31 protein-coding genes and 1 pseudogene are annotated in these 25851 nt (G+C 44.9%); 18 read left to right on the forward strand and 14 right to left on the reverse strand.

The features are described from left to right. Positions 1-134: 134 nt before the first annotated feature. From QT987_RS26460 to argB, 4 genes and pseudogenes are all read right to left on the reverse strand, one after another. A pseudogene (locus tag QT987_RS26460) lies at positions 135-1242 on the reverse strand (IS630 family transposase). 278 nt (positions 1243-1520) lie between these two features. Beyond that, positions 1521-1766, reverse strand: coding sequence for a hypothetical protein (locus QT987_RS26465; RefSeq protein ID WP_333246143.1), 246 nt, complete (start codon positions 1764-1766; stop codon positions 1521-1523). A 155-nt stretch (positions 1767-1921) separates the two neighbouring features. Then, positions 1922-2185, reverse strand: coding sequence for a DUF4926 domain-containing protein (locus QT987_RS26470; RefSeq protein WP_333246145.1), 264 nt, complete (start codon positions 2183-2185; stop codon positions 1922-1924). Between the two features lie 163 nt (positions 2186-2348). Further along, on the reverse strand, positions 2349-3260 hold the full coding sequence (gene argB / locus QT987_RS26475) for an acetylglutamate kinase (RefSeq protein ID WP_333053450.1): 912 nt from the start codon (positions 3258-3260) through the stop codon (positions 2349-2351). A gap of 246 nt (positions 3261-3506) precedes the next feature. On the opposite strand from argB, the gene QT987_RS26480 reads away from it, so the two are divergent. After that, positions 3507-4298, forward strand: coding sequence for an HAD family hydrolase (locus QT987_RS26480; protein WP_333246147.1), 792 nt, complete (start codon positions 3507-3509; stop codon positions 4296-4298). A 213-nt stretch (positions 4299-4511) separates the two neighbouring features. On the opposite strand, the gene mreD is transcribed toward QT987_RS26480, so the two are convergent. The 3 genes from mreD to QT987_RS26495 form a co-directional block, all read right to left on the reverse strand. After that, positions 4512-5078, reverse strand: coding sequence for a rod shape-determining protein MreD (mreD, locus tag QT987_RS26485; RefSeq protein WP_333246148.1), 567 nt, complete (start codon positions 5076-5078; stop codon positions 4512-4514). Beyond that, positions 5075-5881: a rod shape-determining protein MreC gene (gene mreC, locus QT987_RS26490; RefSeq protein WP_333053446.1), complete on the reverse strand. Its 807-nt coding sequence runs from the start codon at positions 5879-5881 to the stop codon at positions 5075-5077. The genes mreD and mreC overlap by 4 nt, the downstream gene beginning before the upstream one ends. An 87-nt stretch (positions 5882-5968) precedes the next feature. Then, positions 5969-6976 (reverse strand): rod shape-determining protein, encoded by a 1008-nt coding sequence (locus QT987_RS26495; protein ID WP_333053445.1) that lies wholly within the window; start codon positions 6974-6976, stop codon positions 5969-5971. Positions 6977-7306: 330 nt separating this feature from the next. Here QT987_RS26495 and QT987_RS26500 point away from each other — a divergent pair, with 330 nt between their 5' ends. From QT987_RS26500 to QT987_RS26535, 8 genes are all read left to right on the forward strand, one after another. Beyond that, complete coding sequence (locus QT987_RS26500; RefSeq protein ID WP_333246150.1) at positions 7307-7666, forward strand: single-stranded DNA-binding protein; 360 nt, start codon at positions 7307-7309, stop codon at positions 7664-7666. 47 nt (positions 7667-7713) lie between these two features. After that, a complete protein-coding gene (locus QT987_RS26505; protein WP_333034929.1) occupies positions 7714-8235 on the forward strand; it encodes a tetratricopeptide repeat protein in 522 nt (173 codons plus the stop codon). 175 nt (positions 8236-8410) lie between these two features. Further along, positions 8411-9016, forward strand: coding sequence for a hypothetical protein (locus QT987_RS26510; RefSeq protein ID WP_333246152.1), 606 nt, complete (start codon positions 8411-8413; stop codon positions 9014-9016). A gap of 347 nt (positions 9017-9363) precedes the next feature. Beyond that, positions 9364-10668, forward strand: coding sequence for a TldD/PmbA family protein (locus QT987_RS26515; RefSeq protein ID WP_333246155.1), 1305 nt, complete (start codon positions 9364-9366; stop codon positions 10666-10668). Positions 10669-10889: 221 nt separating this feature from the next. Beyond that, a complete protein-coding gene (locus QT987_RS26520) occupies positions 10890-11714 on the forward strand; it encodes a DUF3153 domain-containing protein (RefSeq protein WP_333246157.1) in 825 nt (274 codons plus the stop codon). A gap of 199 nt (positions 11715-11913) precedes the next feature. Continuing rightward, positions 11914-12303 (forward strand): LapA family protein, encoded by a 390-nt coding sequence (locus tag QT987_RS26525; protein ID WP_333246159.1) that lies wholly within the window; start codon positions 11914-11916, stop codon positions 12301-12303. An 80-nt stretch (positions 12304-12383) separates the two neighbouring features. Continuing rightward, positions 12384-13199, forward strand: a complete 816-nt coding sequence (locus QT987_RS26530; protein ID WP_333246161.1) for a segregation/condensation protein A — start codon at positions 12384-12386, stop codon at positions 13197-13199. 751 nt (positions 13200-13950) lie between these two features. Next, positions 13951-15114, forward strand: coding sequence for an NDP-sugar synthase (locus QT987_RS26535; protein WP_333246163.1), 1164 nt, complete (start codon positions 13951-13953; stop codon positions 15112-15114). A gap of 251 nt (positions 15115-15365) precedes the next feature. Here QT987_RS26535 and speA read toward each other — a convergent pair whose 3' ends face one another. The 3 genes from speA to QT987_RS26550 form a co-directional block, all read right to left on the reverse strand. Next, a complete protein-coding gene (gene speA / locus QT987_RS26540) occupies positions 15366-17375 on the reverse strand; it encodes a biosynthetic arginine decarboxylase (RefSeq protein ID WP_333246165.1) in 2010 nt (669 codons plus the stop codon). A 324-nt stretch (positions 17376-17699) separates the two neighbouring features. Further along, positions 17700-18851 (reverse strand): helix-turn-helix domain-containing protein, encoded by a 1152-nt coding sequence (locus QT987_RS26545; protein WP_333246167.1) that lies wholly within the window; start codon positions 18849-18851, stop codon positions 17700-17702. Between the two features lie 155 nt (positions 18852-19006). Continuing rightward, positions 19007-19597: a DUF3611 family protein gene (locus tag QT987_RS26550; protein WP_333246169.1), complete on the reverse strand. Its 591-nt coding sequence runs from the start codon at positions 19595-19597 to the stop codon at positions 19007-19009. Positions 19598-19764: 167 nt separating this feature from the next. On the opposite strand from QT987_RS26550, the gene QT987_RS26555 reads away from it, so the two are divergent. The 4 genes from QT987_RS26555 to QT987_RS26570 all read left to right on the forward strand — a co-directional run bounded on the left by QT987_RS26555 (position 19765) and on the right by QT987_RS26570 (position 21264). After that, complete coding sequence (locus tag QT987_RS26555) at positions 19765-19935, forward strand: hypothetical protein (RefSeq protein WP_172186391.1); 171 nt, start codon at positions 19765-19767, stop codon at positions 19933-19935. A 354-nt stretch (positions 19936-20289) separates the two neighbouring features. After that, the gene (locus QT987_RS26560) at positions 20290-20583 is read left to right on the forward strand and encodes a hypothetical protein (protein ID WP_333246171.1); all 294 of its coding nucleotides are present in this window, start codon (positions 20290-20292) and stop codon (positions 20581-20583) included. A gap of 103 nt (positions 20584-20686) precedes the next feature. After that, positions 20687-21115: a heavy metal-responsive transcriptional regulator gene (locus QT987_RS26565; RefSeq protein WP_333246173.1), complete on the forward strand. Its 429-nt coding sequence runs from the start codon at positions 20687-20689 to the stop codon at positions 21113-21115. Beyond that, positions 21112-21264 carry a hypothetical protein gene (locus tag QT987_RS26570; RefSeq protein ID WP_333246174.1) on the forward strand — a complete coding sequence of 51 codons (153 nt, stop codon included), beginning with the start codon at positions 21112-21114 and terminating at the stop codon, positions 21262-21264. The genes QT987_RS26565 and QT987_RS26570 overlap by 4 nt, the downstream gene beginning before the upstream one ends. A gap of 308 nt (positions 21265-21572) precedes the next feature. Here QT987_RS26570 and QT987_RS26575 read toward each other — a convergent pair whose 3' ends face one another. Then, entirely contained in the window at positions 21573-22496 is a 924-nt protein-coding gene (locus tag QT987_RS26575) for a fused MFS/spermidine synthase (RefSeq protein ID WP_333246176.1), read from the reverse strand. 420 nt (positions 22497-22916) lie between these two features. On the opposite strand from QT987_RS26575, the gene QT987_RS26580 reads away from it, so the two are divergent. The 5 genes from QT987_RS26580 (at position 22917) to QT987_RS26600 (ending at position 24357) form a co-directional block, all read left to right on the forward strand. Further along, entirely contained in the window at positions 22917-23177 is a 261-nt protein-coding gene (locus QT987_RS26580) for a hypothetical protein (protein ID WP_333246178.1), read from the forward strand. A gap of 46 nt (positions 23178-23223) precedes the next feature. Next, positions 23224-23388 carry a hypothetical protein gene (locus QT987_RS26585; RefSeq protein ID WP_333246180.1) on the forward strand — a complete coding sequence of 55 codons (165 nt, stop codon included), beginning with the start codon at positions 23224-23226 and terminating at the stop codon, positions 23386-23388. Between the two features lie 328 nt (positions 23389-23716). After that, positions 23717-23974: a hypothetical protein gene (locus QT987_RS26590; RefSeq protein ID WP_333246182.1), complete on the forward strand. Its 258-nt coding sequence runs from the start codon at positions 23717-23719 to the stop codon at positions 23972-23974. Beyond that, positions 23964-24191, forward strand: coding sequence for a hypothetical protein (locus QT987_RS26595; RefSeq protein ID WP_333246184.1), 228 nt, complete (start codon positions 23964-23966; stop codon positions 24189-24191). The genes QT987_RS26590 and QT987_RS26595 overlap by 11 nt, the downstream gene beginning before the upstream one ends. 31 nt (positions 24192-24222) lie before the next feature. Then, positions 24223-24357, forward strand: coding sequence for a hypothetical protein (locus tag QT987_RS26600; RefSeq protein ID WP_333246186.1), 135 nt, complete (start codon positions 24223-24225; stop codon positions 24355-24357). 25 nt (positions 24358-24382) lie between these two features. Here QT987_RS26600 and QT987_RS26605 read toward each other — a convergent pair whose 3' ends face one another. From QT987_RS26605 to QT987_RS26615, 3 genes are all read right to left on the reverse strand, one after another. Continuing rightward, a complete protein-coding gene (locus QT987_RS26605; protein WP_333246188.1) occupies positions 24383-24739 on the reverse strand; it encodes a DUF5615 family PIN-like protein in 357 nt (118 codons plus the stop codon). Positions 24740-24741: 2 nt separating this feature from the next. Then, complete coding sequence (locus QT987_RS26610) at positions 24742-24975, reverse strand: DUF433 domain-containing protein (protein WP_333246190.1); 234 nt, start codon at positions 24973-24975, stop codon at positions 24742-24744. A gap of 148 nt (positions 24976-25123) precedes the next feature. Beyond that, positions 25124-25789, reverse strand: a complete 666-nt coding sequence (locus QT987_RS26615) for a hypothetical protein (protein ID WP_333246192.1) — start codon at positions 25787-25789, stop codon at positions 25124-25126. Between the last annotated feature and the right edge of the window lie 62 nt (positions 25790-25851).

Here is a 25851-nt window from a genome sequence, read left to right on the forward strand (position 1 = left end):
CTCAAAAAAGCCTTTGAAAAAAAGGAAAAAGAAGCCTGCGGTCTAACTGTACCCAGTTGACCGTCAGGTTAGTTCACGCAATTTATAGTTGGTAAAACTCGCCTCTACAGGTTTGGGGAAAATGCCAGCAGATATCAATTACTCCCACAATATTGCATCATTCTTAACAACAAGCTTTCCGGCCTATTCCACAAAGAGTAAATTTTCTTGTAGGGAGTAGGGTTGGGCACTCTTAGCCCGCCCTCATTTAAAAGTTTATGTAACAGTGATTCTAGTTTTTCAATTCAAATAATCTATTAGCAACATATTCCTTGGCGGAATGCCATACTAATTCAACTACGTTATAGTCCGGGCTATATTTGGGCAAAAACTCTATGATTAGATTCGGCATTTCTGACGCTATTTTCTGCAAAGTCTCTGCTTTTTTATGAAAACTAGCGTTGTCCAAAATTATCACAAACTTACAGCCTTTATCTTTAAAGTGTTCCGCTAAATTTCCTTGCAATATCCACTCGGATTTTAAATCTTCATAAAGAATTTTCAGCACTGCATAAAAATTAGCATAATTCCCAGAGGGAATAAAATATACCCATTTTTTTATCTTAATATCTTACTCCACCCATAACATTAATACGACTTTTTCGTCGCTCTCCTATGAATGTTACTTCGAGTTACTTTTATACACCAGTTCTTCCTTCTAATCACCCTTAAACTAAATCCACTCTCGTTCTAAAACCATACCTGCAAAAGGTTTGGATATTACTTTTCTATTTTTAGATACTCCGCTAATTTATCTTTAAATCAACCCCTTTATACGGTATTTTGCTTAGACTCTAAGCTATATTTAGCCGAAAGGGAAACATACTTTTTTGAGTTTAAAATCCTCCTAAATAGGGTACTACTCAGCTCTATTCCTGTCTGCTCTCCTAGATGTATTGCAAGTCTAGCTGTTGTCCATATTCCGAACTCATAACCATATTTCTCAGGCTCTATTTCAACTGTTTCTAAAAGTAAATCAATGTATTTTTATGTGGCTTTTCGGTAATTACCCTTCATCCTATTATCTTTAAAACTGTCTAAATTATCAGGATGACCATGAATGCGACCGTAGGCAACTTTTATGAGAGAACATCCAATTAGTTCAGCAGTCTGAGCTTGTGTATTTCCGTTGTTTAGTAATAAAAATATTAACGCTCTTTGTCGAATGTCTGGATGCTCATGGTCTTTTAATGCTTGTTGCAGAGTTTACTTTGTCTCGGAACTGAGAAAGTTTTTAGCAGGCATTCACTTTTTCTGAATATCATTATGTTATATTATACCAATATGCGTTTTAAATGCACAACAGCTTAGACACTTCTGTTGAGCTGTGATTGTGCCACCATTATAAACGCTGAAATCATCTGAGCTTAAGACCCCAGCAAATTCTGTACCCAGCATGGTTTCTAGTTCCACACGTCACAAAAGTATCCGCGGAATGGAATAAACAGAATCCCTCTCCACTAGCCGCCCATAGCCCTTCTTTAACCCCCATCAAACACTCTTAGCGTTTCATCTACATGAACATTTGATTGCACGCCCATTTCCACAGTGCATTTATAGCTGGCTTTACCGCTGCTGCTACTCGTTGATTGGTCTTTTGGAGTGTTCCTACTCCCACTTCTATCGTGTGATGGAGGAATCGAAGAAGTCTGACTGGTGGTTCGACTTTTTCCCGTAGCAATGGCTAGTTTTTCTTGCAATTCTTCAATTATTTTTTGCAGCCCCATTACCAGTTATACCAGTTCAGCTTGGCTCAACTGCTCGATTTGGATTTTTTCTTTCTGTCTGGTGGCTGCGGGCTTTTTCATTCGTTTATTTTACCAGCTTTTGATACTTAAGTCTTTTTTGACCTGAATCCTTACCTTCTATTGTCCTCACATTACTAAGCAACTGCAAGTTCATATTGCAGAACTAAAATTTCATCAGCTTTCAACATAGCCATAGCATATTCACTCCCTTGACTATCAGCAAACTCCACTAAATACTGACATTCCTTTCCCGTATCATACACTTCAACAATAGTTCCCACAAGTCCAACTGGTAAACTAGAAATAGATGCGTATTCTGGTTCCACTAGCGCTAATCGCGTATTGGCAATCGGCTTGAGAATCGCAACAGAATCCAAAACTCTAAAGTGCTTGATCATAGTTTAAGAAAAGCTGAAATCCAACAACGGTTAGAAGTAGTTGAAGTAATTTCCTAGAAGTACCTTCTCAAGGTTTTTAGGGGCAGGTTTAGTTAGGATATACGCGATCGCAGCGAGTTTACCCATTTCACGCACCCGCCCTCCCCACGCTAGGATTTACCCCTTACTTGGGCCTTAAGTTCGCGCTACTAAACTCAGAAGCCACAATCATCGACCCAATCCCCGCATCGGTAAATATTTCTTGCAGCAAAGCATGAGGAATTCGACCATCAATAATGTGAGCACCCTTCACACCCTGAGCCAAACTCCGCACACAACAGTTAACTTTCGGAATCATGCCCCCAGACACAACTCCCGACTCAACCAACTGTCTCGCTTCCTGAATATCTAACTTAGCAATCAGACTCTCTGGTTTGTGATAATCCTCTAAAATTCCCGCAGTATCTGTCATCAAAATCAACTTTTCTGCTCCCAAACCAGCGGCAATTTCCCCAGCTACCGTGTCAGCATTAATGTTGTAAGATTGACCGTTTTCATCGGCGGCCACGCTCGACACCACCGGAATATAGCCGCTGTTCACCAAAGATTCCAAAATCTGGATTTTCACGCCGCTGACTTCACCCACAAACCCAATTCCTTCCCGCCCATCTGGACGAGCTTGAATCAGGTTGGCATCCTTGCCGCACAATCCCACTGCTTTGCCGCCAGCTTGGTTGATTAACGAAACAATTTCCTTATTTACTTTACCCACCAAAACCATTTCTACAACTTCCATTGTCGCCGCATCAGTCACCCGCAAACCATCCTTAAATTGCGGCTCAATTCCTAATTTTTCGAGCCAAATATTAATTTCCGGGCCGCCGCCGTGAACCACAACCGGACGCATCCCCACGCAAGCTAGCAGCACAATATCCCGAACCACCTTGTCTTTGAGATTGCTATCTTTCATCGCCGCACCGCCATATTTGACCACTATGGTGCGACCGGCAAAGTGTTGAATGTAAGGCAGTGCTTCGGACAGCACCTCTACTCGATTAGTGTCCGAATTCCTAACAAAATCGCTTTGTTTGAGCATGGGTAAATTACAGAAGACTAAAAACTTAATTCTAAACTTTAATGGCTAAAGCACATATTAACAGCCACAAAAATCACTTTTTCTCTGAATTTTATCGACGCGCAGGCTCGATCGCCCTTATTGATCCCAATCTTCAAAAAATTCATAGGTTTTTTTAATAAAAGCATTAAAATTTATGTATTATAACTTATACATTTTTTGCTACAGTCAAGAAATGTATAACTCCCTAGATTTACTTAACGTTTTATGTTAACTGCTGTCGCCCAAGACTCGGAAAACCTTCAGTACAACCTACCATCAGAGGCTGACTCGTCCCCCCGGATGACGGTATTTTGCGATTTAGACGGGCCCATAGTCGATGTTTCCGATCGCTACTATGCCACCTATCAACAGGGATTGGCCGATACTCAAGCAGCTTATCTCGATCGGGGAATCAACCTCAACCTTCAAATCCTCAGCAAACAGCAATTTTGGCAAATGAAGCAAAACCGCGTGCCCGATGCTGAAATAGCCAAAAGTTCCGGCTTGTCGGGAGAAGAAATTAACGTTTTTTTAGGATGCGTCAGTCAAATTGTCAATCAGCCAGACTTGTTGCACTTAGATCGCATCCAGCCGGGAGTGCAATGGGCGATCGGACTTCTGCACTCCCGCGGCGTGCGACTGATTTTAGTCACCCTGCGGCCGAGAAATCAAGCCGTTCAACTGTTACAAAATTACGGTTTAGCCAGACTGTTTACCAGCATTCGCGGAACTCAGATGGCGGATGCGGCCTATCACAACTATACAGCCTTAAAAACTGAATTGTTGGCTGAAGTGGCAGAAGAATTTGAGTCATCGCTGGGTTCGGCTTGGATGATCGGAGATACAGAAGCAGACATCCTCGCAGGAAAAGCATTGGGAATACCTACAATTGCCGTTACCTGCGGAATTCGCAGCCGCTATCAACTGCAAAAGCACCAGCCTAATTTCATTCTCAGCGATTTGATTATTGCCGTTCATCACTTATTAGGTTCGGCGCAACAAGTAATAGTAGAATGACTACAGTTAACTGTTGACTGTTGACTGTTGACTGTTGACTGTTAACGGTTAACTGTTAACTGTTAACGAATGACTGTTGACTGTTAACGAATGACTGTTGACTGTTAACGAATGACTAATGACTGTTAACGAATGACTAATGACTAATGACTGATGACTAATGACTAATGACTAATGACTAATGACTAATGACTGATGACTAATGACTAATGACTAAGATTTTTCTACATTCCTGGTCATTTCCCACAAGCGATTGAGCGGAAAATAAATCACCGGAGCCCAAAGACTGCTAAGAATAGCAGAACACAAAGCCACTCGCTGGTGATAGCTCCAAATTTCCAGTAAAGCCCGATCGCCCATAGAAAAAAATTGCAGCCCCATCACCGTTTCCGCTACCACCGCCATCCCAAACACAATTAACGCGATCGGAATCGGATCTCTCTCAACAATATCTACCGGAATCGACCAGGTTTTCTGCAAAACAACTGTTAAGACTCCTACAACAACTAGACTGACAGCGTGGCTGGGATGAGGAGCCGTCATCGCATCTTGAAGGAACCCCAAAACCAAGCCCATGCTAGCGGCTCCCCAAACTGTACGTTTCCGCTTAATACTCCAAGCTACCAACCAAATTAACAGCCAGTTAGGCCCAATTCCCAACAATTCCATTCCCGGCATCCGAGTGGGCAATATCAGTATGCACAGCATCACAGATAGAAATGTAACTGCGAAGTTAAGAAATGGGCGCGATCGCGAAGACATCCGATATAAAGCTTTCATTGTTGCTGTGCTCCCTCAGATGGTGCAGAAGATTGACTCTGCGAATCCTTCGGTTCGGCTTGCTTAGAGTGGGGGTAAACCACCGCCCACTCCAGAGCATTCATCGGTGCAGAAAACTCAACCACAGCCTCTGGAGCCGGAGTTTTATTCATATCCACCGAAACCACTTTTCCCACCGGCAAACCAGGAGGGAACAACTGACTGTAAGAAGAAGTTGAAACCACATCCCCAGGCTTGACATTGGGAACATTCTCAAAAAACTCCATCACCGCCTGATTTCCGCCTTTCCCACGCATAAAACCCATGTGACGACTGCGGGTAATTCCCACACCCAATTGACTCGTAGCGTCGCTGACTAACAGCACCAAGCTAGTATTAGGAGTAACGCTGACTACTCTGCCTACTAAACCGCCGGGACTCATCACAGTAAAATCTGTTTTAATGCCATCATTACTGCCGCGCCCCAAGGTTACTTGCTGCCACCAGTGGTCGGCGCTGCGACCAACAATAGGAGCTACAATCCCTTTAGGTTTCTTAGCAGAAACGTAACCTAAAAGCTCTTTTAGCTTTTGATTTTGAGTCTCTGCTTCTAATAGTTGGGCTTGCAATTCTTGAGTTCGCGCCGAGATGAGTTCCTCTTGTCCAGAGCCGTTGGCGTGAAACGGACGAGTCACCCAATTGTAAACTTCAAATACTGCCGCACCTTGTGTTTGTCGAACTCCCCAAGCGGCAGTTACAGCTAAACCTAAAAGAGCTATTTGCAGCCGCAGATCCCACCACTTTCGGAATGTATTTTTTAGCATAATTTCACTAATCTAAAATTGTTAAGTCAGGATTTTAGATTTGAGATTGCAGCCGTATTTCTAAATCCACAATCCCAAATTTGTTAACTACATATTACGCGACGACTGCCCGCTGAAAACCCGTTCCAACTGTTTGTTTTCCAATACTCTACCAGTTCCCAAAACCACGCAGCACAGCGGATCGGCGGCCACGTGAGTGACAATTCCTGTTTCGTGACTGATCAGAGTATCTAAACCTTTCATCAGCGCGCCACCACCAGCCAGCATAATTCCCCTGTCAATAATATCTGCTGCTAATTCCGGCGGGGTGCGTTCCAATGTACGCTTGACAGCTTCCACAATTACTGAAAGCGGTTCCGACATACTTTCGCGAATTTCTGGGCCTTTGATCGTAACAGTTCGCGGCAAACCCGACAGTAAGTGCAAGCCCCGCACTTCCATCATTACATCGTCATCCTCTGGAGTTGGATATGCAGAACCAACCTGAATCTTAATTTCTTCAGCAGTGCGTTCGCCGATGACCAAATTGTGAACTTTTTTCATGTATTGGACGATCGCCTCATTGAGTTCATCGCCGGCTACCCGCACAGACTCACTGATCACCGTACCTTGCAAACTCAAAACCGCAACTTCCGTAGTACCTCCGCCTATATCTATAATCATATTGCCAGTCGCCTCAGCAACAGGCAGTCCAGCCCCGATCGCCGCCGCGATGGGTTCATCAATTAACCGTACTTCTCTAGCACCGGCCTGAGTCGCCGCCTCAATGACAGCACGCCTCTCGACTCCGGTGACACCGCTGGGGATGCCAATAATGATCCGTGGCGAAACTAAGCTTCGGCCTTCGTGAACCCTGCGGATAAAAGTCTTGAGCATTAGTTCGGCCGTATCGAAGTCTGCAATTACCCCGTCGCGAAGCGGGCGCAGTGCTATGACATTCCCTGGCGTGCGGCCGAGCATTTTTTTAGCTTCTTCTCCAACAGCCAGCGGTATTTTTAACTCTTGGTCGATCGCCACTACAGAAGGTTCCTGCAGAACAATACCTTTGCCCGATACATAAACGAGCGTGTTAGCAGTACCGAGGTCGATACCCATATCTCTAGATAACGAAAATCGATTGAGAAGACCCACTGATTCGTACCCCCCCCAAAAACTAAAATACTATTGTGTGCAATAATGTTGTTACAAAAGTGTAACCGAGGTGGATTCTATTACGTTTTTCATCCTGAGTCTAGTCAGAAATGTACATTGTCGAGCTCAGGTTGAGCGCAGACTCGCCAATCATCCACCATCAATATGTTCTCCTAACTGGGTGTACAATCAGGATGAAGCCTCACAAGCGCTGTTCCAAGTTCAGTTTGGAGGCTAAGGCGCGTGTGGACTGTTTAACTACATCACCGATCGACCACATTCCCAAAAAAGTTTATGAGTCTTAATGTTGTGACTTTAGTAGGCCGCGTCGGCGGCGACCCGGACGTGAAGTATTTTGAGTCGGGTACAGTTAAGTGCAGATTGACGCTGGCAGTCAACCGCACATCCAAGAGCAGCGATCAGCCAGACTGGTTCAATTTGGAACTGTGGGGCAAGGATGCACAAATAGCTGCTGACTATATTCGCAAGGGTCGGTTGATTGGTGTCAAGGGTTCGTTGAAGTTCGACCGCTGGCAAGATCGCAACACTGGGGCAAACCGATCGTCCCCTGTCATTAAAGTAGACCGATTTGAGCTATTGGATTCAAAACGGGATGCAGAATCGAATAGATCGCAACACAACAGCGAATTCTAGCGTTTGGGGAATTAGGGAATTAATATTTGTGAATTGGGTGGGTGCTCGTGACTTCAGAAAAGTTAGAAATTGTTCAAACTGAGTACCAAGCTGGGCAAGTAGCTTTTGAGAGTGGCCGGTATGCTCAAGCTGTGCAGAGTTTAGAAACAGCTACCGGTTTAGTCGATCGAAATTCCCGGTTGGGCGGTGAGGTGCAGATGTGGCTAGTGACAGCCTACGAAGCCTCTGGCAACACAGAAAGGGCGATCGAGCTTTGCCGCAAGCTCACCCGCCATCCCCGCCAAGAAACCCGCCAACAAGCAAAGCGCTTGCTGTTCATTCTCGAAGCTCCCAAACTCACTATCCCTCCTGAATGGATGGTGAAAATCCCTGATTTGGCAGCTTTAGATGAAAATCAATCAATCAGTTTTCAAGCTAATCCGAACGCTGATATCAAGTACGCTAAACCCAAGCCAGTCGTACCAGAGCCTGTAGATTTGAGTCAGGTTAATACGAAAGATAATAGGTTTATCTGGGTGGCGTTAATTGCGATCGGGCTAATTTTAGGCGGCTTATTTCTTAGTTATTAATCATTTGTTTAATTTCATATGCGGTCGATTACCCAATATGGTAGGGGCGGGTTCACCAACAATACTCGCCAATAATTGACAATCTCAAAAACCCGCCCTGGTCGCTATATTATAGTCAATCGATCCGACATGATATCAAACCATTGTTTGCATAAGCCCTGAGAGAAGTTAAGCAATGCCTTTTAGCAATTATAAAAGTATCAGCGCGGTCGCCAAAGAATTCCAAATTAATTATCGGCGGGAAAATTTCATTATCGAAACAGAATTTGCAGTCAGCGACGTTTTTCGGAATGAATTAGAATTGATTTTCAATGAGGGAGTATTTGACAACTCGGAAATCGCCATTTGTGAAAATATCATTTACCCTGTATTAAAAGAAGTTTGGAAAAATTATCGCAGTAATTTTCTCCTCTGGAGTCACCAAACCTTAGTCTATAATGAGAATCTGTCAGGAATTCCAGATTATATATTGGCGAAGCGCTCCCCCCTCGGCACAGTAGTTTTTGACAAGCCCTATTTCATATTAGTTGAAGCCAAGAAAGAGAGCGCATTTGATGAAGGATGGGGGCAGTGTTTGGCAGAAATGATCGCCGTGCAGCGACTTAACAATGAACCGGAACAAACTATCTTTGGTATTGTTTCTAATGGGGCAATGTGGCAGTTTGGCAAGCTCAAATTAGAAATCTTTACTCACAATAAAATTTTCTATACAATTCAGGACTTAGAGCGACTGTTTGCAGCCGTTAACTATGTTTTTAAACAGTGTGAATTACAATTATAGAGGAAGGCTCTTCAGTTTTGGGCGCGGGTGTCGAGAAACCGGGTTTTTATGGAAATACTTCGCTGTAGCCGGCAGATTCACGAAAAAACCCGGTTTCTAAGTTTAATTATTTACAGCAATCTTTGGAGATTTTACAGCAATTGCGATCGCCCGACGCGGAGACAGTGAGAGAAATTATTGCTATGGTTCAGCAGATGGCTGGGGATTGATGGATGCACTTCGACTAAAGAAACCGGGTTTTTCGCAGCTTTTCGATGGTGTATCGATATTCTGGGAAAAAACCCGGTTTCTGGCCACACCCTAAATCGCTAAAATAAAAAAAAGACCAAACCAGAAAGGCTATTATTGTGAGCGATTCAACCATAGAGCAGATTTTGAAATTGGCCTCTCAGCGCGCCGATGCCGCTGAAGTATACTACCTGTCGAGTCAAGACACCCCCATCGAATTTGAAAACAATCGCCTCAAATCCCTGCAAACCAAAGCACTGCAAGGCGTCGCACTCCGGCTGATTTACAACGGCAAAATCGGTTTTGCCAGTTCCACAGACTTAACGCGGATAGACGATTTAGTAGATGCAGCCATTCAAACAGCCGAAATCGGCGACCCCGCAGAATTTGAACTCGCTTCCAACTTCCACCTCAAAGGCCCGGAAACCACCTACACTCCGCCCACAACTCAAGAATTAGTCGAAAACGGCAAAAACCTGATCGAGCAAGTTCACGCCTACAATCCCGATATTATGGTAGATGTCGGCTTCCACGTCCGCAGCGGGCGCGTCAAAATTGCCACGACGCGAGACGTGTATGCCGAAAGAAGCAGCCAAATAGTCAGCGGGACTATTGCTGGCAATTTGGTAAAGGGAGAAGACTTTATGCAAGCATACAGTTACGATGTCGCGCGCGATCGTCCCCTGGACACCAACAGCATCCTCCAATCACTCCTCGAAAAATACCGCCTCGCCGAACATTCAGCCACCATCGCCAGCGGTTCCTACCCAGTATTATTTACCCCCAATGCCGCCGCTAGCACCCTCGGCGGCTTGTTTGATACCATCCTTTCAGGTCAAGCAGTAGTTCAAAAAGCCTCTCCCCTAGCCGACAAAATCGGCGAAGCCTTATTTGACGAACGCTTTACCTTTTTTGAAGACCCCACTTTAGGCCCTTCTGCTTGTCCCTTTGACGACGAAGGTACACCCACCACCCGCAAAGTCTTGATAGACAAAGGTACTGTCACCGGATTTTATTGGGATCGCAGGTGGGCTGCTCGCGCCGGTGTACAATCAACCGGCAACGGTTTTCGTGGCGGATTGTCTCGCCCAGGCCCTGATTTGACTAACTTTTGCATTTCCCCAGGAAATACCGCCACTCAAGACTTGATTGCTAGCATGGACGAAGGTCTAATAGTAGAGCAGGTTTTAGGTGCCGGTCAGTCCAATCAGTTAGCCGGCGAATTTTCGGTCAATTTGGACTTAGGCTATAAAGTAGAAAAAGGCAAAATTGTGGGTCGCGTCAAGAATACAATGGTGGCAGGCAGCATTTTTGAAGCGTTTAAAAATTTGGCAGATTTGAGTAGCGAAGCCGAATGGGTAGGCGGTGCGGCATATTTGCCGAGTATGCTGTTTCAACAGTTGGGTGTAGCTTCGAGGCAATAAGTTCAGTGCGGTTTTACTCGTTACCAGGCTCTGCCTGGTAATACAGATGATGAGGCTCTGCCTCGAATTTGGATGAAAGCTTGCGAGGCAAAGCCTCTGGACATGGGTTCCCAGGCAGAGCCTAGGAACCAGTTAACGTGCGAAACAAACATAGAAACAGTGTCGGCAATTCAACGCTTTGCTAATTCATGCAAATAGGTAAAAATAGGGAAAAATATATAATGAAAGAGCAAAATGTCAAGGATGGAACTGGGAAGAAGAAAAAGCACTTTTTCTTTCTTTTACCTTTGGTTTTTTGCCTTTTAACTCTAGTGACTGGATGCGTTCAGTACGATGTCGGGGTCAACTTTGAGAGTCAAACTCGCGGCGAAATCGTGCAGCACATTAAACTAGGGGAAAGGTTGACGAGCTTCAGCAGCGAAACTGTTGCAGAATGGTTGAAAAGCGTAGAACGCCGGGTGAGGTTGCTGGACGGAAAAACTAAACGGGTTTCCCCCACAGAAGTTCTAGTGACGATTCCTTTCAATAATGGAGCCGAGTTGCAAGACAAGTTCAACCAATTTTACAATCCGATCGCACCAACGACAAAATCTCTGGTTTCAAGTCGGCTAGAAACCGATTTGCCGAAGTTTGAATCTCACCTGAATGTCAAGCAGAATAATTTGTTATTGGTGCTGAGAAATCGGTTGAGTTTGGAATTGGATTTGCGCTCTCTTTCACTGCTTTCTTCTAATGGCAGTCTGCTGCTGAGTCCGGGGGGACTTTTGGAGCTAGACTTTAGCTTGAACACACCTTGGGGCGCCGAAAGTATTGAAACAGTCGCTGGTGCGCTGGTTCCCGAAAGCTATCAGCAAGGAAAACAGTTAGTTTGGAAGCTCAAACCCGGAGAAGTTAACTATTTGGAGGCGATATTCTGGATTCCCAGTCCCGTAGGAATTGGGGCGCTGATTATTGCCTTATTTGTGGCGGCGGGCATTGCTTTGAAATATCAAATATTGCCAGGGCTGGGAATCGGCAAGAAACCGCAAAACATCGGTCAAACCTAAAGAGGATATGTCCTAGAGGGGCGGCTTAACCAATCTCTTCAATCAACTCTCAGAGCTGCCATCAACCCGCCCCTCCCCGGATATTATGGTTAATTGACCCGATTAGATTTTATAAAAACACTGAGAATATATGCCTAAAAACAGTTGACAAATGGTAAATAATTTGCTTAACCTGAATTGAGAATTAGGAACAGAGAAAATGCGATCGCTAAATTTCTTCTTCATCTTTCTGATTTGCTTGGCTCTAGTATTATTCAGCATCGAAAATACAGAGACAGTCGCGATTCAAGTTATCAAAGGCGTCCAAGTTAAAGCTCCGCTGTGCGTAGAACTAATTGTAGCGACCGGATTAGGGGCAACACTAGCGTGGCTGTTCAGTCTGTGGTCGAGAATGCAGCGAACCCTCGCCTCGCGCCAACAACTCCGCCAAGTTCGCGAAAAAGAGCAGCGGATTCAGGAATTAGAACAAAATCTTGAACGCTATAAAGCCGAAGTAGAAGGCAAACAACCTTTGTTAGAAAGTGCAGAACCGATAAGTTTAGAAATAGCAGCCATTGAAGGCACAACTGCTGAAATAACCGCCAATTAACTTGATATGCTCTCTCGTTTTCCCAGAGGCAAAATCTAAAATCTAAAATCTAGAATCTAAAATCTAAAATCTAAAATCGAATGGCCGCTTCCCGAGACCAAGATGGCTTAGAAACGATTTCCGAGGGGATCGCAATTTTAATTGACCTAGCCGAACGGGGAGAAATTGATCCTTGGGACGTTAAGGTAATTGAAGTGTTCGATCGATGTCTGAGCAAGCTTACGAACGCCTGCGATGCAGATCAGAGTAAGGATTTCTCCGATTTGTCCCACTCCGGCCAAGCGTTTTTGTACGCTTCAATGCTGGTGTTGCTCAAAGCAGAAAGTATCGTCCTCTCAGAACCCCCCGAGAATCCCGACTCGGCCGACGAGCCGGCAGTAGAAGACGCAGAGCACTCAGGCGGGCGACACTTGCCCCAGCATTTAGAGCGACAATTGCGCCGTCGCGGTGTAGCTCAACTACCGCAAAAACGACCGGTGACTCTCCCAGAACTGATTGAGCAGTTGCAGCTAATGAAAGCAGCAATGGAGCAGACAGTTACCCCCCGGCGCCGCCCTACCTCAAAAATGCGATCGCAAGCGGCCCAGGCTATCTTTGAGCTAGCTCACCAAGAAAATCTCGTAGAAACTGCTAGTGAACTCGAACGGTTTCTGGCTCAGCGGGGCGCGGAAATTGACGAGGGTTGGCTGGACTTGGACAACTTGCTAGAGCTCTGGCATCATAAGGATTTGCACTCCTCTGTCAACCCAGAACACCCGGTATCGACTGGGGAAGTTCACTTGCCAAATCATGACCGCGTAGGTATTTTTTGGGCGTTGTTGCTACTATCGGCTCAGTCTAAAGTAGAGTTGCTTCAAGAGGAGTTTTATCAAGACCTCAAAATCCGCGCGCTTTGAGCTTAGAGGGTATTAGGTTCTCGGGCGAAACTAATAACTATGCCACTGCGTCGGTTAAAATTCCAGGGAGAATCTCGCTCTATGGCATTCTGTTGCTGAGTCCCGAATGCGGAGAGTGGCAGTGCGAAGTTCTTGGTGATTCCCTATTCCTGGTTTCTTAAATCTAGGTAAATTGGGGATGAATGATTGATAGCCTGGTACGATGTCGCCTATAAACTGGTCAGGATTTTGCTGTGCTCGATCGATTCGACGATCGCAACCGCTAGCATCTAATTGTTCAGTTGATATCAGTTAACAGAGGGTTGAGGAAGTTAAGAGTCAGGAACTCAGGGCTAAAGCCACTGAGCTTGTAAGAAATTGCAAGCTGTTCTGACCAGACCCCTCGAAAGAGGAGACGTTATTTAGGTCACGACACCGGAGAATGCGACGCTAGTTTTCCGCTCTGTCATCTGCAATTAAACAGTTTTAAAGTCACTGAAACAGTGTTGCAGGTCTAACAAGCTTTTATAACCAGGTCGAAGCGAACATTACCCCGAAAGGGAGGCTCCATAAGAGCAAACATTATGCGTACAGAGTTGCAAGGTTTGAGGCGCTAACTGTCCTGCCGAAAGTGCATTACAAAAGTACACTCCTGTCGAGCAACTCCAAGGCGGTAATGGATACAGAAAGATTAAAGGCGGTTGAAACCGCCCGTGTCGTTTCCCTCTCAGGTCTTTCATACCCTGAGTTTCCCACTTACCGAGTTTTTCTTATGAAAGCGATGATTCTGGCGGCCGGTAAAGGCACTCGCGTCCGTCCTATTACTCAGACAATACCCAAACCGATGATTCCCATCCTGCAAAAGCCAGTGATGGAGTTTTTGGTTGAATTGCTCCGCCAGCACGGATTTGACCAGATTATGGTCAATGTTTCCCACCTGGCAGACGTGATTGAAAACTACTTTCGCGACGGTCAAAAGTTTGGGGTACAAATTGCCTATTCTTTTGAAGGGCGAATTGAGGAGGGAGAACTGATTGGAGAGGCTCTCGGTTCTGCTGGTGGCATGAAACGAATTCAGGATTTCTCGCCGTTTTTTGACGATACTTTTGTGGTGCTGTGCGGCGACGCTTTGATTGACTTGGACTTGACTGCTGCTGTGAAGTGGCACCGGGAAAAAGGGGCGATCGCTACTATTGTTATGAAATCGGTTCCCCGCGAGGAGGTTCCCAGTTACGGAGTGGTAGTAACAGACGAGTCTGGCAAAATTAAAGATTTCCAAGAAAAACCTTCTGTAGAGGAAGCTCTGAGTACCGACATTAACACTGGTATTTATATTTTTGAACCGGAAATATTCAAATACATCCCTTCGGGTCAGGAATATGATATCGGTTCGGAGTTATTTCCCAAGCTAGTAGCAGAAGGCGCGCCTTTTTACGGGATTAGCATGGACTTTGAGTGGGTGGATATCGGCAAAGTTCCTGACTATTGGCGGGCAATTCAGAGCGTGCTGCTGGGACAAGTTAAAAATGTTTCGATTCCGGGAATTGAAGTGCGCCCCGGCATTTACGCTGGTTTGAATGTAGCTGTTAACTGGGATAAAGTTGATATTACTGGGCCTGTTTACATTGGCGGGATGACGATCATTGAGGATGGAGCAAAAATTGTCGGCCCGACAATGATTGGCCCAAATTGCTGGCTTTGCAGTGGCGCCACTGTGGAAAACAGCGTGATTTTTGAGTATTCCCGTTTGGGCCCGGAGGTGCGGTTGGTTGACAAACTGGTGTTCGGGCGCTACTGCGTTGATAAAACCGGGGCTGCGATCGATTTGCAAGCGGCGGCTCTCGATTGGCTGATTACTGACGCTCGCCAAGTTTTACCCACTCAACACGGAGAAGAGCGGCGCGCGATATCTGAAATTCTCGGTAATGGTGGATAATTGCTAATTGCTAATTGCTAATTGGTAATTACTCAAGGTAAGGTGCGCCTAGCGCACCCTACTTTTACATTTACGATCTCAGCTTTCAATTCTGGTTATGTGCTTAGGTTGCACCTCACCTCTTCCACCATTCTCAAGAACAGGCAAGATGCCTGTTCCACAAAGAGTAGATTTTCTTGTGGAACAGGCATCTTGCCTGTTCATAAAAGGCTTATTGACAGTGGTGCAACATCTCAGTTGCACCCTACATTTTAAGACTGAAGATAAGTATATTGGCTGAGACTCCGCTCATAATTTTGCAGCAAAAGTTGGGCCTCGGAAAGAGTAATTTTATTTTGCTGCAAAGCTTCTTCTGTCTGACGGCGGATGCTTTCAACCAAATTTTCTGAATCGTACTGTACGTAGCTGAGGACTTCTTTCATAGTGTCTCCTTTCACAACGTGTTCGATATGATAGCCAGAAGGTGTTAGCTGAATGTGAACTGCATTTGCATCGCCGAATAAGTTGTGAAGGTTGCCCATAATTTCTTGATAAGCACCTCCCAAAAAGAGCGCCAAATAGTAAGGTTCTCCAGGTTTGAGAGTATGCAGTTCCAAAACCGACTTCACATCTCGCAAATCGATGAATTGGTCGATTTTGCCGTCGCTGTCGCAGGTAAGATCGGCTAAAATACCGCGTTGAGTTGGTTCTTCGTCGAGTCGGTTAATTGGCATAATTGGGAACAACTGGTTAATTGCCCAACTGTCCGGTACTGACTGGAAAACAGATAAGTTGATGTAATAAATGGACGCCATCACCTTTTCTAAGTCTTCCAAATCGTCAGATACGTATTCATTTTGCCGTGCGATCGCCTGTATTTTATCGCAGCAAGCCCAGTACAACTGTTCGGTTTTTGCCCGTTCCGCAATTCCCAAATAGCCTAAGTTAAATAAACTGACTGCTTCTTCCTTGAATTGGATAGCATCGTGATAAACTTCTTGGTAATTTTCGGGACTGATAGATTGGTAAATTTCGTAGAGATTGCGCGGAATTTGGTGCGCGTTTTCATCTACTGGTTCTGGTACTTCTCTGGGGACATCGCTAGTACCGAGTACGTCAAAAACTAACACTGATTGGTGAGAAGCGATCGCCCGCCCGCTTTCGCTAATGATAATGGGAACCGGGATTTTCCGCTCGTCGCAGGCATCTTTCACTCCCGCTACTACGTCGTTAGCGTAGTTTTGCATATTGTAGTTTTTGGAAGCGTGGAAGTTTGTTTTAGACCCGTCGTAGTCAACGCCGAGGCCACCGCCTACGTCCAAGTAGTTCATATTAGCTCCCAATTTAGCTAATTCTACATAAATGTGGCTGGCTTCTCGAATGGCGTCTTTGATGACACTAATTGAGGAAATTTGAGAGCCGATGTGGAAGTGCAGTAACTGCAAACAATCGAGCATTCCAGCTTTTTCTAGTTCGCCGACTGCACGGATAATTTCAGGAATTGTCAAGCCAAATTTTGCCCGATCGCCCGTGGAACCTCCCCAACGGCCAACCCCTTTAGTAGTGAGTTTTGCTCGCACTCCCAAAATCGGTTTAATTCCTAATGCTTTGCTCGCGGCGATTGCGAGTTCTACTTCCTCTATTTGCTCCAGCACAATTACGGAAGTTTGCCCTAGCCGCTGCGCCAAAATAGCAGTTTCGATGTATTCGCGGTCTTTGTAACCGTTACAAATTAACAAAGCGCCTGGGTTTTTTAAGGTGGCCAAAGCTATCATTAATTCCGGTTTCGAGCCGGCTTCGAGCCCGAAGTGATGGGGTTGACCGAAACGCACCAAATCTTCAATTAATTGTCGGTGCTGGTTGCATTTAACTGGAAAGACACCGCGATAAACATTTTTGTAATTGTACCGAGCGATCGCTCTGGCAAAACAAGAATTTAAGCGCTCGATCCGGTCTTCCAAAATATCAGAAAAGCGAATCAGCAGGGGCAAAGCCAAATTTCGCTGTTTCAGGGATTCTACCAGTTCGCACAAGTCGAGGGAACCGCCGCGATCGCCCTTGGGAGAAACTGTAACATGACCGGCTGCATTGATCGAAAAATACGGTTCGCCCCAACCTTGAATTCGGTAGAGTTTCTCACTATCTTCTATTGTCCAAGATGCTTGTGGCAGTTGAGCCGCCGTTACCAAAGCAGTGTCTGGTGCCACCGAACTCGTGACTGTTGGCGAGTGAGTCGATAGCGGATCGAGATCGGAGAAAGCAGCGGTAGCTGGGGAACTCATCTTATCAGAAACCTCTTTGAGGAGTGGTCAAATAGATAGTTTATCGCACATATCGGGTTTCCTGATGTAGTTGAAAAATCACTTTGGGTACACGGGCTGGCGATTTTAGATTTTAGATTTTAGATTTTAGATTTTAGATTTTAGATTTTAGAATTGACTCTATAGATAGATGAAAAGCGGGGATTGAACTACAATCTCAACCGTATTTGCTTTGCGGGACTTATTTCTTCAAGCAAGTGTCCGTATGCAGGTGAACTCGGAAACCCGGTTTCCGAGTTCACCTGCGCCAAGAGAGTTGTCGGACGATCGATCGCCCGACACACACTAACCAAAAATCACCTCCGGCGGCGCCATGTCAGCCCCCATCCTCAATCCCCCGTTATTAGACTTCTTCAAGCCCGGTTGAGGTGCTTTTTCTGGGGTTTTCTGAGCCGGTGCAACTGAGGCGGGCGGTGTCACCTGCGGTTGAGGTACTGCCTGTGCTCCTGGCACCACGGGTTGCTGCGACAGCCAACCCAAACCCCCTACAGCCCCAGCCATCAAAGCGGTGTAGCCGATGTACAAATGCACCGGACGCATTTGAAAGCCTTCGCCTGAGTCGGAATCGGAAACAGACACATACATACTGGGAATTGGAGTCGGAGCGGGTTTGGGCAAAGCATTCGCCATAGCGCTACCGTCTAGTCCCAAGGCGTCGCCAAGTCTGCGGATAAAACCTCTAACGTAAATGTCTTGGGGCAGTTTGTCGATTTCCCCATTTTCGATCGATTCGATGTGGTGCAGCGGCACGAGAGTTTGACTGTGGAGTTGGAGCAGGGATAGGGAGCGAATTTGCCGTCCCTTACGCAATTCTTTACCCAACTCCCGCAGGCACTCTTCTCGCTGTTGAACGGCTAAAGCTGCTTCTTCTTCCTTGGTGAGTTTTTTCGGCTTTTTGGGAAAACCGAACCCTGGGAAGAATTTTCCGGGGACGGTGACAGTTGCAGGTAGAGCCGACTCGACTTGAATTTCGTCTTGGGGCGCTTGTTTGCTGTCTTCAGAAGTGTTAGTTTCTCGATCGGAATTTTCTTCTGTGTCGGACTCGGTTTGGGGGGGCGCTTCCACAGTAGCGCTGCGCCAATAGAAGACAGGAGCAGTTACTGGTGGCTCCAATTCTTGAATTTCTGTCACCGTCTCAATAGCGGGACTTACAGCAGTAACACTCTCTTGGGCTACTTGCGCTTCAATTTTGTTCTGTTTGGGAAATCGATCGAATGCGAGCTTGACGGCTTCTCTGCTAACTGCTCTAATTAAAATTTCGGCAGCGGAGGCTGCTTCGCCCAACATTGTTTGCAGGCTAGCTAGAGCGTGGCTATAGGTGTCGCTACAGAGGAGTTCAGCTTCTATTTGACCTAGAACAGAACGAAAACTTTCTTGAGAAATTTCAATAGTTGGGTGATCTGTCACCCCAAAATAAGCCTCGGGTTTCAGTGCCATGATATTCATGTTGTCTTGGTAGAAGGTATCTGAGTACGTTCTTCGACAGGTTGGCAGTGATTCCGGATGTCGGTTGGGGGAGAGTGGGAGAGTGGGGCATCGGGCATCGGGCATCGGGCATTGGGCATCGGGCATCGGTTGCCCCTCCCCAATAACTATTGTTTGTGGATGCGATCGAGCAACCAAAGAGCCCCGAAAATCCCGACAAAATGGGCAACAGTGGCGTGAGTATTGGCGAGTACCACAAATATATCTAGAGGCTGAATAAATCGACCCACATCAACGGCGGCACCGAACAAGGCTTGCGGCTGAGCTAGAGATTTCGCTAAAAGCGTGCCGCTGATGGCTTCTGCGCCGATCAGCGTCAGGATCATTCCTGACAAGTTACTCATCAGTGCCAGCCGCACCTCTTTGATGGTGTCTGCTTTTTTGGGGCGGACTGCGTTACCGGGCGATCGCAGTTGTCTCGACAAACGGGTGAAGCGGAAAGAGCGATATATGCTGTAAGCGAGTACGGCTAGCCCGCAAATGGCAAAAAATACGCCCCCGCCGGTGCCTGCACTGGTTGAACCCGCACCGGCGGTAGCCCTGGGGAGGGCGAAGGGGATGGCAAAGAGCAAAATGATCGCCGCTACCACCCCTAGCACTAACTGTACCCAGAAGCAAACCCAGCCTGTTGTACGAAGGGCAAAGGCTACTCGCTGTACGGCGACAGGAAGCTTATCGTTATCTAACTGATTAGTCATATTTTGAGCGGGTATAATTAATTGGCATTAGTTGGCAGCAGTTTTTTCTCTTCGGGGACGGTTGACGGCGGTTAACCCTCTTTATAATAGAAGTAGCAATGTTTAAGATTTGTAACTAACATTGGATTTCACATTTGAATAGCGTCGATCGCCAGGTACCCAAAGCAATGACACAACTCCAACCCACCGTCACTCCCAAACTGGAACAGCCAAAGTTTGGCTTCAACAGCTACGCGGAACGCCTTAACGGTCGAGCTGCGATGATCGGTTTTTCTCTAACTTTAATTATCGAGTATGTCACAGGCCAGGGCTTGCTGTCCTGGTTAGGTCTCAACTAATTTTAGCAACGGCGCGGTCAGCCTCACACTTTGTCTTGACTCGAACGGCAGCGGGTGTGACTTCTGCTGACCGCGACAAATTCGGGAATTGATTAAAATATTAATTAGAAACAAGCCCAGCGACTTCTCTGTCGAGAGAGTTCTGTTCCCGAATGCAATAGCTGGCTTTTGGAGGTATATATGGGGTGGAATTTTGATTTGACAAGCTTGGCAATTTTGCCTCGCTCCCGTACAATTCCCCACAGGCGAGAAGATTAATTTAGGTGAAGCTAGTCTTTGAGCTAGAAATCCCGATCGTTCCGCCAACTCTAAGTTTTAGAGCTTGTAAATAAATATAGAACAGAGTAAAACCAAATGAATGCTTCATGGACGCGACTTTTGAGGTCAGCTTACCGTAAAGAGCCAATTACCAGCTTTGTTGTGACAGTGGGCGTTGTCGATGCAGCCATCGGCAGCATGGGTGCGAGTGGCTCTTTATTGGCTTTTGGGCTTGGCACCGCTGGGGTGGCGATGGCTCTCCGCTGGTGGCAATTTTACCGCTCTGCAGCCGAACAACCCGCGCCGGCTCCCGAATACTATCTTCCTCCTCAGTCTTCTAGACCTCAGTTGCCCGTGCTTAATGTGTCTAAAAAAAATCCTCCTTATTAAGATTACTGGGCAATGGTGACTGGGCGATGTGCCGATCGACTCCCTGGATCTGAGGCACCAAAAGATAGGGCAAGAAAGTCTTTCGATCTTGGATGCTTGGTTTATGAATATTTCTGTTGCCGAGAAACTGTACAAAATTGGCTCTGTAGCTGCCTGTAGTGGTTTGTCGGTGAAAACTGTTCGTTACTATGAGGAGATGGGCTTGCTGTCTCCTGCTGTGGAGCGATCGCCCGCGGGCTATCGCTTGTTTGGCGAAACCGTATTCAACAGGTTGGCGTTTATTAAACGATCTCAGACTCTGGGTTTGAGCCTTCAGGAAATTAAGGATATTTTAGAGGTTCGCGATCGGGGAGAGTTGCCTTGTTCTGAAGCGAAGCAGCATCTAACGGCTAAAGTAGAGGAAATTTCCGTGCAAATTGCAGCCTTAGAAACTTTGAAGAGGGAGTTGCAAGGCATTCTCAACTGCTGGCAAGAGCAACCCTCGCAGGCGAGCATTACTAGCACGATTTGTCCGAACATTCAGCGGGATTGAGCAGCGGAAAGATACAAAAAAAGGGAAGGAATTATGGGTTTCCTTCCCTTGATGGTTTTGTTGGTGGTTTTGTGGGTGATTTTGTGGGTGGTTTTGTCGATCGTGTTGAGCTTTTAACTGTTTTCGCAGAGTTTGCTGTTGCTTTTTGAGTTGCCGAGCCCTGGCTGAGCCGCCTTTACCTTTGGAGTTTCTGCCCTCGCTGCGAGGAGACTCCCAACTTTTTAGTCTCATGTTTTTACTTGTTTGCACTACTTCTATAATAGACCGACGCAATTTCACTGTCAAGTATTTTTGAGACAGATGTTTCCTAGTATCAACTGTTGAGTGATTGGGATTTGCTAAAGGCATAGCGATGGTGCGCCCCTAAACACTCTACAGCCCGATGGTTCCCCCATAAGCACCCAACAATTAGAGTTTTTTGTGGGATTCGGTTAACAGCTCTAATTGTGTATATTTATCAGTCCAAATATCCGGCGGGTATTTCAGCATCTGTAAAAATTGGCAGCGTTTCCCAAATTTTCACCCATTCCGGCAATTGGGCTACTTTTTTTAGCTGGAGCGACATTTCTATTAAGGAAAATCCTAAATTGTGGAAATCTTGAATAAGTTCGGCTTTAAAGAAAATTTCATTTTTAGCTAAATCTGGAGCATTAGTCGCAATGACAACGCTGTTGCCGGCTTCTAAATTGCATATATAAACTTGTGCGAACACAGTTTGAATTGTTTTCACCGCTACCGCATTAAACTCTTGTTTATGGAACAGGTGGACAACTAGAACACCTGCGCTTGACAAGCGAGTTTTGCACAGTTGGTAAAATTCTTTTGTCACCAATTTATAGGGCATATAGCCGCTGCCAAAACCAGCATCCACGATAATTATATCGTTTTTTACTGGGGAATCTTGTTGGGCTAGATATTCGCGCCCGTCTTGAATGGCTACTTTGAGTCTGTCGTCGAATTGAATGCCAAAAAATTTTTGAGCTACTTCGACTATTTTTTGGTCAATATCTGTACATTCGACTATCGCGTTAGGGAAATAGTGGTGGAAAATTCTGGGGAGGGTGCCGCCACCAAATCCGATTACATAGATTTTTTTGGGGTGAGTTTTCCAGACTAATGCTAGCAGCACGGATCGGGAATAGGGAAAGATTAAATTTAGTGGATTGTTGAGGTCTAGGATTGATTGAGCTACATTTGTGATTAAGGTTTCTCTGTCTGCTAAAAGCAGTAGTAGCACTGAGTTTATTTTTTTTACGGCGATGCAGTTGTCGCCGGAGTTTTGTTGAAATAGGAAGCCATCTGGCTGTTGCTGAAGCCAATTGATTTGTTGGTGAATAGCTGCTAAATTGCTAGTTTGTCGATCGCCTTTATAATCAGTCATACGATTTTAGATTTTAGATTTTAGATTTTAGATTTTAGATTTTAGATTTTAGATTTTAGATTCAGGGTAAACCCATCTTAACTTTAACCCAAAATATGCTACAGTTATATGCGACTATTTTTTTTGTAGTTTATTCTACTTCATGAGTGTTATCAAGGGCAAGAGGTTTTAGTAAAACTGTAACTTCCCAACAAAAACAAATAAATTCATTGTCTTCAGTGAATATTTTAACTGCCATTTCTTTAAAAAATTTTGCCACATTGAACGACCAAAAAATAGAAAGAAGTAAATAAAATTTGCTCAAAGATATTAGATCGATTGCGATTCTAGCTATCATCAGCGGTGCAGACGGATGGGTGGTAATAGAAGCCTATGGTAACGCCAAATATGAATAATTAAAAAGGTTTCTAGAATTACCGAATGGTATACCATCTCATGACAGGTTTAGTCTCCTTATTTGCCAGAATTGAGCCGCAGCAGTTTCAAGAATGTTTTTTGAGTTGGGTAAATGCGATCGTCGGGGAATTAGAATTAAACGTGATTGCCATTGATGGCAAAACAATGAAACTATCTTATGACCGAAATGAGCAGCAAAAAGCGCTATATATATTCACTGCATGGTCTTCATCTCATCAATTAGTGTTCGGAAAAAAAAAAGAGATAAAAAATTTAATGACCTAGATAAGTATGAAGCCGTAGAAGGGCGGCTGAGTGTGTCGGAGTTAGTTTGAATAATTCATGTAGGGCGATTCCCGACGGGATAGCTGCGCTTCACGCGCTTTGTGACAAGTTGGGACGTAAGGGCGATCGCAATGCAGGGATTCAGCATGAGAAAGGCGAGATCCCTTTTGGTTATTTGGGGGAAAAGGACGATCGCACTTTCGGACAATAAGGGCGATCGTACTTCAAAAAAAGCAACAATTCCGCTACACCCAAGGCATTATGAAACTGCTTTGAGGTATTGCGTTACAGGCTTCAAATCGATGTCATCGTTGTCAGTCAGTATTTTAAATAAATGACGCGGGATGCCGGCTGCAATCAAAACTTCCAAATCGCGATCGCACTTTGACCAGTATTCATAAATGCCGACTTGCCTGACTTACGCAAGCTAAAGTAAAATAAGATTAATTAAGCTTGACAATTGGCAATTGAAACTTAGGTTATATTAAAATGTTCTCAACAAGACCGCTTTTCCACCATATCGCACAGGAATCAGTGCCATGTCCATTTCCAAACCTGAAAAGCCACAGTATTTAAAACCGATTAATCCCCCGGATCTTCAAATGCGGGCGATCGCCTACAGTTTAGATACTTTAATTCCAGGGCTCTACATTTGGCTGGGTGCCATCAAAATTAGGATTGGGGGTAGCGAGCCCGAAGAAAACTATCCAGGGACAATTCATAGTCGAATTGGCATGGCTTTAGTATTCCCTGGCTACCGCATCTACAGCACTTACCAAGGTAGCTATGACCCTTGATAAGCATAAGCTTGACGGCATCCCTCAAATTACTGCAAAAACTTTGCCATCTACAGAATTTGAGTTACTTCTATTAACAGCAGGCTACGGTAAAATTGGTACGGCTCCGGCTCAAGGAAATCGCATGAAAGTGTGGTGGACTCATTCTACTTTTAGACGCATCGAAGCTATTTACAGTGCTGATGGAATAGTTGCTATTACTGCTTATCACGTTTAGATTTGTAGTTAAACAAACCCAGAAATTTTTATTGATTGATGAAAGAGCGATCGCACTTTCGGAAAATAAGGGCGATCTTTTTTGGGATAGCTGGATGGAATGGAAAGGAGCGATCGCAATGCAGGGATTCGGCATGGGAAAGGCGAGATCCCTTTTGGTTATTTAGGGAAAAGGGATCTCGCTATCAATTTTTATACTCGAATGCGAATTCTGTAAACTTCTACCAGTAGTAATTTACCTCGATAATGCTCCTCACTATCGTGCAATGAGAAGTATTCTGTCAGCCTTGCCATCAACTGAGGAATAATTTCAGGGTGATTTCTCAGTTGAAGAGAAATGATTCCTTGATATGAACTTGGCGGATAAGTCACAATATCTGCGAAGTCTCCATTGAGAGAAACAAGTATAGCCTTTAATTCCTGAGCTTTGGCAATGACAGTAGTATCTGGAGATTCAATTGGAATGTAATCTCCCAATACAAAAACTTCATGCTCCGTATCACGAAGGATTTGAATAATAGACTTAGGAACGCATTGATCGATGAACAATCTTAAACTCCGACGGCAACTGTTTCAAAATCCGACAAATCGCGAGCATAATCAAGACAAGCAGCTATCTGTTCTTTGGCGATATCTGGAAACTGGTCGATGATTTGTTCTACAGTGTTATTTGATGCTAAATATCCTAAAATCAGACTAACGGGAATTCTAGTTCCTTTGATTCTTGGTTTACCTCGCAGTACATCGGGGGTACTAACGATATGTTCTCTCCAGTTTACAGGCATAACTTGTCCTTTCTGAATCTGATAAGTTATATTATCTAATCTGACAAGTTATATTTTAACTTAAGGAATGGCGATCGCCCTTTGGGATGCGGGATGGGAAAGGCGATCGCACTTTCGGACAATAAGGGCGATCGTACTTTCTCTAACTTTACTTAACTGGCTTCCAACTATCGAGAGATTCCCGAATCGAACTTAATTGGCTGAGGTACTCAATAAGCTGGGCTTTTTGAGACTCAAGACGAGCCAGAATTTCCGGCGCTTCTGCTTCTTTGGTTTCCCGTTCCTTCAAAACGCGATCGAAGTCATTTTGAAACCTTTTTATGTAATCATTAATTTGCTTTTCGGCACTTCTGAAATCAGCCGAAACCTGTTTGTTAATAACTCGCTCTAACAAATCTTTGTTTGTAAAAGTTTGCACATCTATTTTTTGATTTATTGACTGTAATGTTTGCCGTAAATTAACTTCAAAAAAATTGCGATTTTTGGTAACAGGTTCATCAGTATAATAGACTTGATCGGAGTCACAACAACGACTTTTTTTACCTTTTTTCCTTTCTATTTCTACCACGGCTACTTGTACATCTTTAATTCTTGCATCAATTCCTGGAAAATCAAAACTTGGAAACTGAATCGGGTTTATGTTCAGTTTTACTTCTAAAGCATCACCAAGATAATTAGATAATTCATCTGATATTTCTTGGATATCTTCTTGAATTATTATTGCCAATTTTTCGCGAATATTCGTCCCCTCTCGAACTAATTCATCCTGAGTATCTATCCACCAACTTTGAATATAGGGCCAGGGTAAACGCATCTAAATTAATTTGACAAACACCTAAATTTGTGCATTACTAAATAACTAAAAAAAACTTTTAA

It is taken from the genome of Microcoleus sp. SVA1B4 (assembly GCF_036700545.1).
GTDB lineage: Bacteria > Cyanobacteriota > Cyanobacteriia > Cyanobacteriales > Microcoleaceae > Microcoleus.

Excerpts from the sequence above, each read along its gene's own strand:
- QT987_RS26465 (WP_333246143.1), bottom strand. The coding sequence starts at position 1,766 with ATGGGGCTGCAAAAAATAATTGAAGAATTGCAAGAAAAACTAGCCATT.
- QT987_RS26470 (WP_333246145.1), bottom strand. The coding sequence starts at position 2,185 with ATGATCAAGCACTTTAGAGTTTTGGATTCTGTTGCGATTCTCAAGCCG.
- argB (WP_333053450.1), bottom strand. The coding sequence starts at position 3,260 with ATGCTCAAACAAAGCGATTTTGTTAGGAATTCGGACACTAATCGAGTA.
- QT987_RS26480 (WP_333246147.1), top strand. The coding sequence starts at position 3,507 with ATGTTAACTGCTGTCGCCCAAGACTCGGAAAACCTTCAGTACAACCTA.
- mreD (WP_333246148.1), bottom strand. The coding sequence starts at position 5,078 with ATGAAAGCTTTATATCGGATGTCTTCGCGATCGCGCCCATTTCTTAAC.
- mreC (WP_333053446.1), bottom strand. The coding sequence starts at position 5,881 with ATGCTAAAAAATACATTCCGAAAGTGGTGGGATCTGCGGCTGCAAATA.
- QT987_RS26495 (WP_333053445.1), bottom strand. The coding sequence starts at position 6,976 with ATGGGTATCGACCTCGGTACTGCTAACACGCTCGTTTATGTATCGGGC.
- QT987_RS26500 (WP_333246150.1), top strand. The coding sequence starts at position 7,307 with ATGAGTCTTAATGTTGTGACTTTAGTAGGCCGCGTCGGCGGCGACCCG.
- QT987_RS26510 (WP_333246152.1), top strand. The coding sequence starts at position 8,411 with ATGCCTTTTAGCAATTATAAAAGTATCAGCGCGGTCGCCAAAGAATTC.
- QT987_RS26520 (WP_333246157.1), top strand. The coding sequence starts at position 10,890 with ATGAAAGAGCAAAATGTCAAGGATGGAACTGGGAAGAAGAAAAAGCAC.
- QT987_RS26525 (WP_333246159.1), top strand. The coding sequence starts at position 11,914 with ATGCGATCGCTAAATTTCTTCTTCATCTTTCTGATTTGCTTGGCTCTA.
- QT987_RS26530 (WP_333246161.1), top strand. The coding sequence starts at position 12,384 with ATGGCCGCTTCCCGAGACCAAGATGGCTTAGAAACGATTTCCGAGGGG.
- QT987_RS26535 (WP_333246163.1), top strand. The coding sequence starts at position 13,951 with ATGAAAGCGATGATTCTGGCGGCCGGTAAAGGCACTCGCGTCCGTCCT.
- speA (WP_333246165.1), bottom strand. The coding sequence starts at position 17,375 with ATGAGTTCCCCAGCTACCGCTGCTTTCTCCGATCTCGATCCGCTATCG.
- QT987_RS26545 (WP_333246167.1), bottom strand. The coding sequence starts at position 18,851 with ATGGCACTGAAACCCGAGGCTTATTTTGGGGTGACAGATCACCCAACT.
- QT987_RS26550 (WP_333246169.1), bottom strand. The coding sequence starts at position 19,597 with ATGACTAATCAGTTAGATAACGATAAGCTTCCTGTCGCCGTACAGCGA.
- QT987_RS26555 (WP_172186391.1), top strand. The coding sequence starts at position 19,765 with ATGACACAACTCCAACCCACCGTCACTCCCAAACTGGAACAGCCAAAG.
- QT987_RS26560 (WP_333246171.1), top strand. The coding sequence starts at position 20,290 with ATGAATGCTTCATGGACGCGACTTTTGAGGTCAGCTTACCGTAAAGAG.
- QT987_RS26565 (WP_333246173.1), top strand. The coding sequence starts at position 20,687 with ATGAATATTTCTGTTGCCGAGAAACTGTACAAAATTGGCTCTGTAGCT.
- QT987_RS26575 (WP_333246176.1), bottom strand. The coding sequence starts at position 22,496 with ATGACTGATTATAAAGGCGATCGACAAACTAGCAATTTAGCAGCTATT.
- QT987_RS26580 (WP_333246178.1), top strand. The coding sequence starts at position 22,917 with ATGGTATACCATCTCATGACAGGTTTAGTCTCCTTATTTGCCAGAATT.
- QT987_RS26590 (WP_333246182.1), top strand. The coding sequence starts at position 23,717 with ATGTCCATTTCCAAACCTGAAAAGCCACAGTATTTAAAACCGATTAAT.
- QT987_RS26595 (WP_333246184.1), top strand. The coding sequence starts at position 23,964 with ATGACCCTTGATAAGCATAAGCTTGACGGCATCCCTCAAATTACTGCA.
- QT987_RS26610 (WP_333246190.1), bottom strand. The coding sequence starts at position 24,975 with ATGCCTGTAAACTGGAGAGAACATATCGTTAGTACCCCCGATGTACTG.
- QT987_RS26615 (WP_333246192.1), bottom strand. The coding sequence starts at position 25,789 with ATGCGTTTACCCTGGCCCTATATTCAAAGTTGGTGGATAGATACTCAG.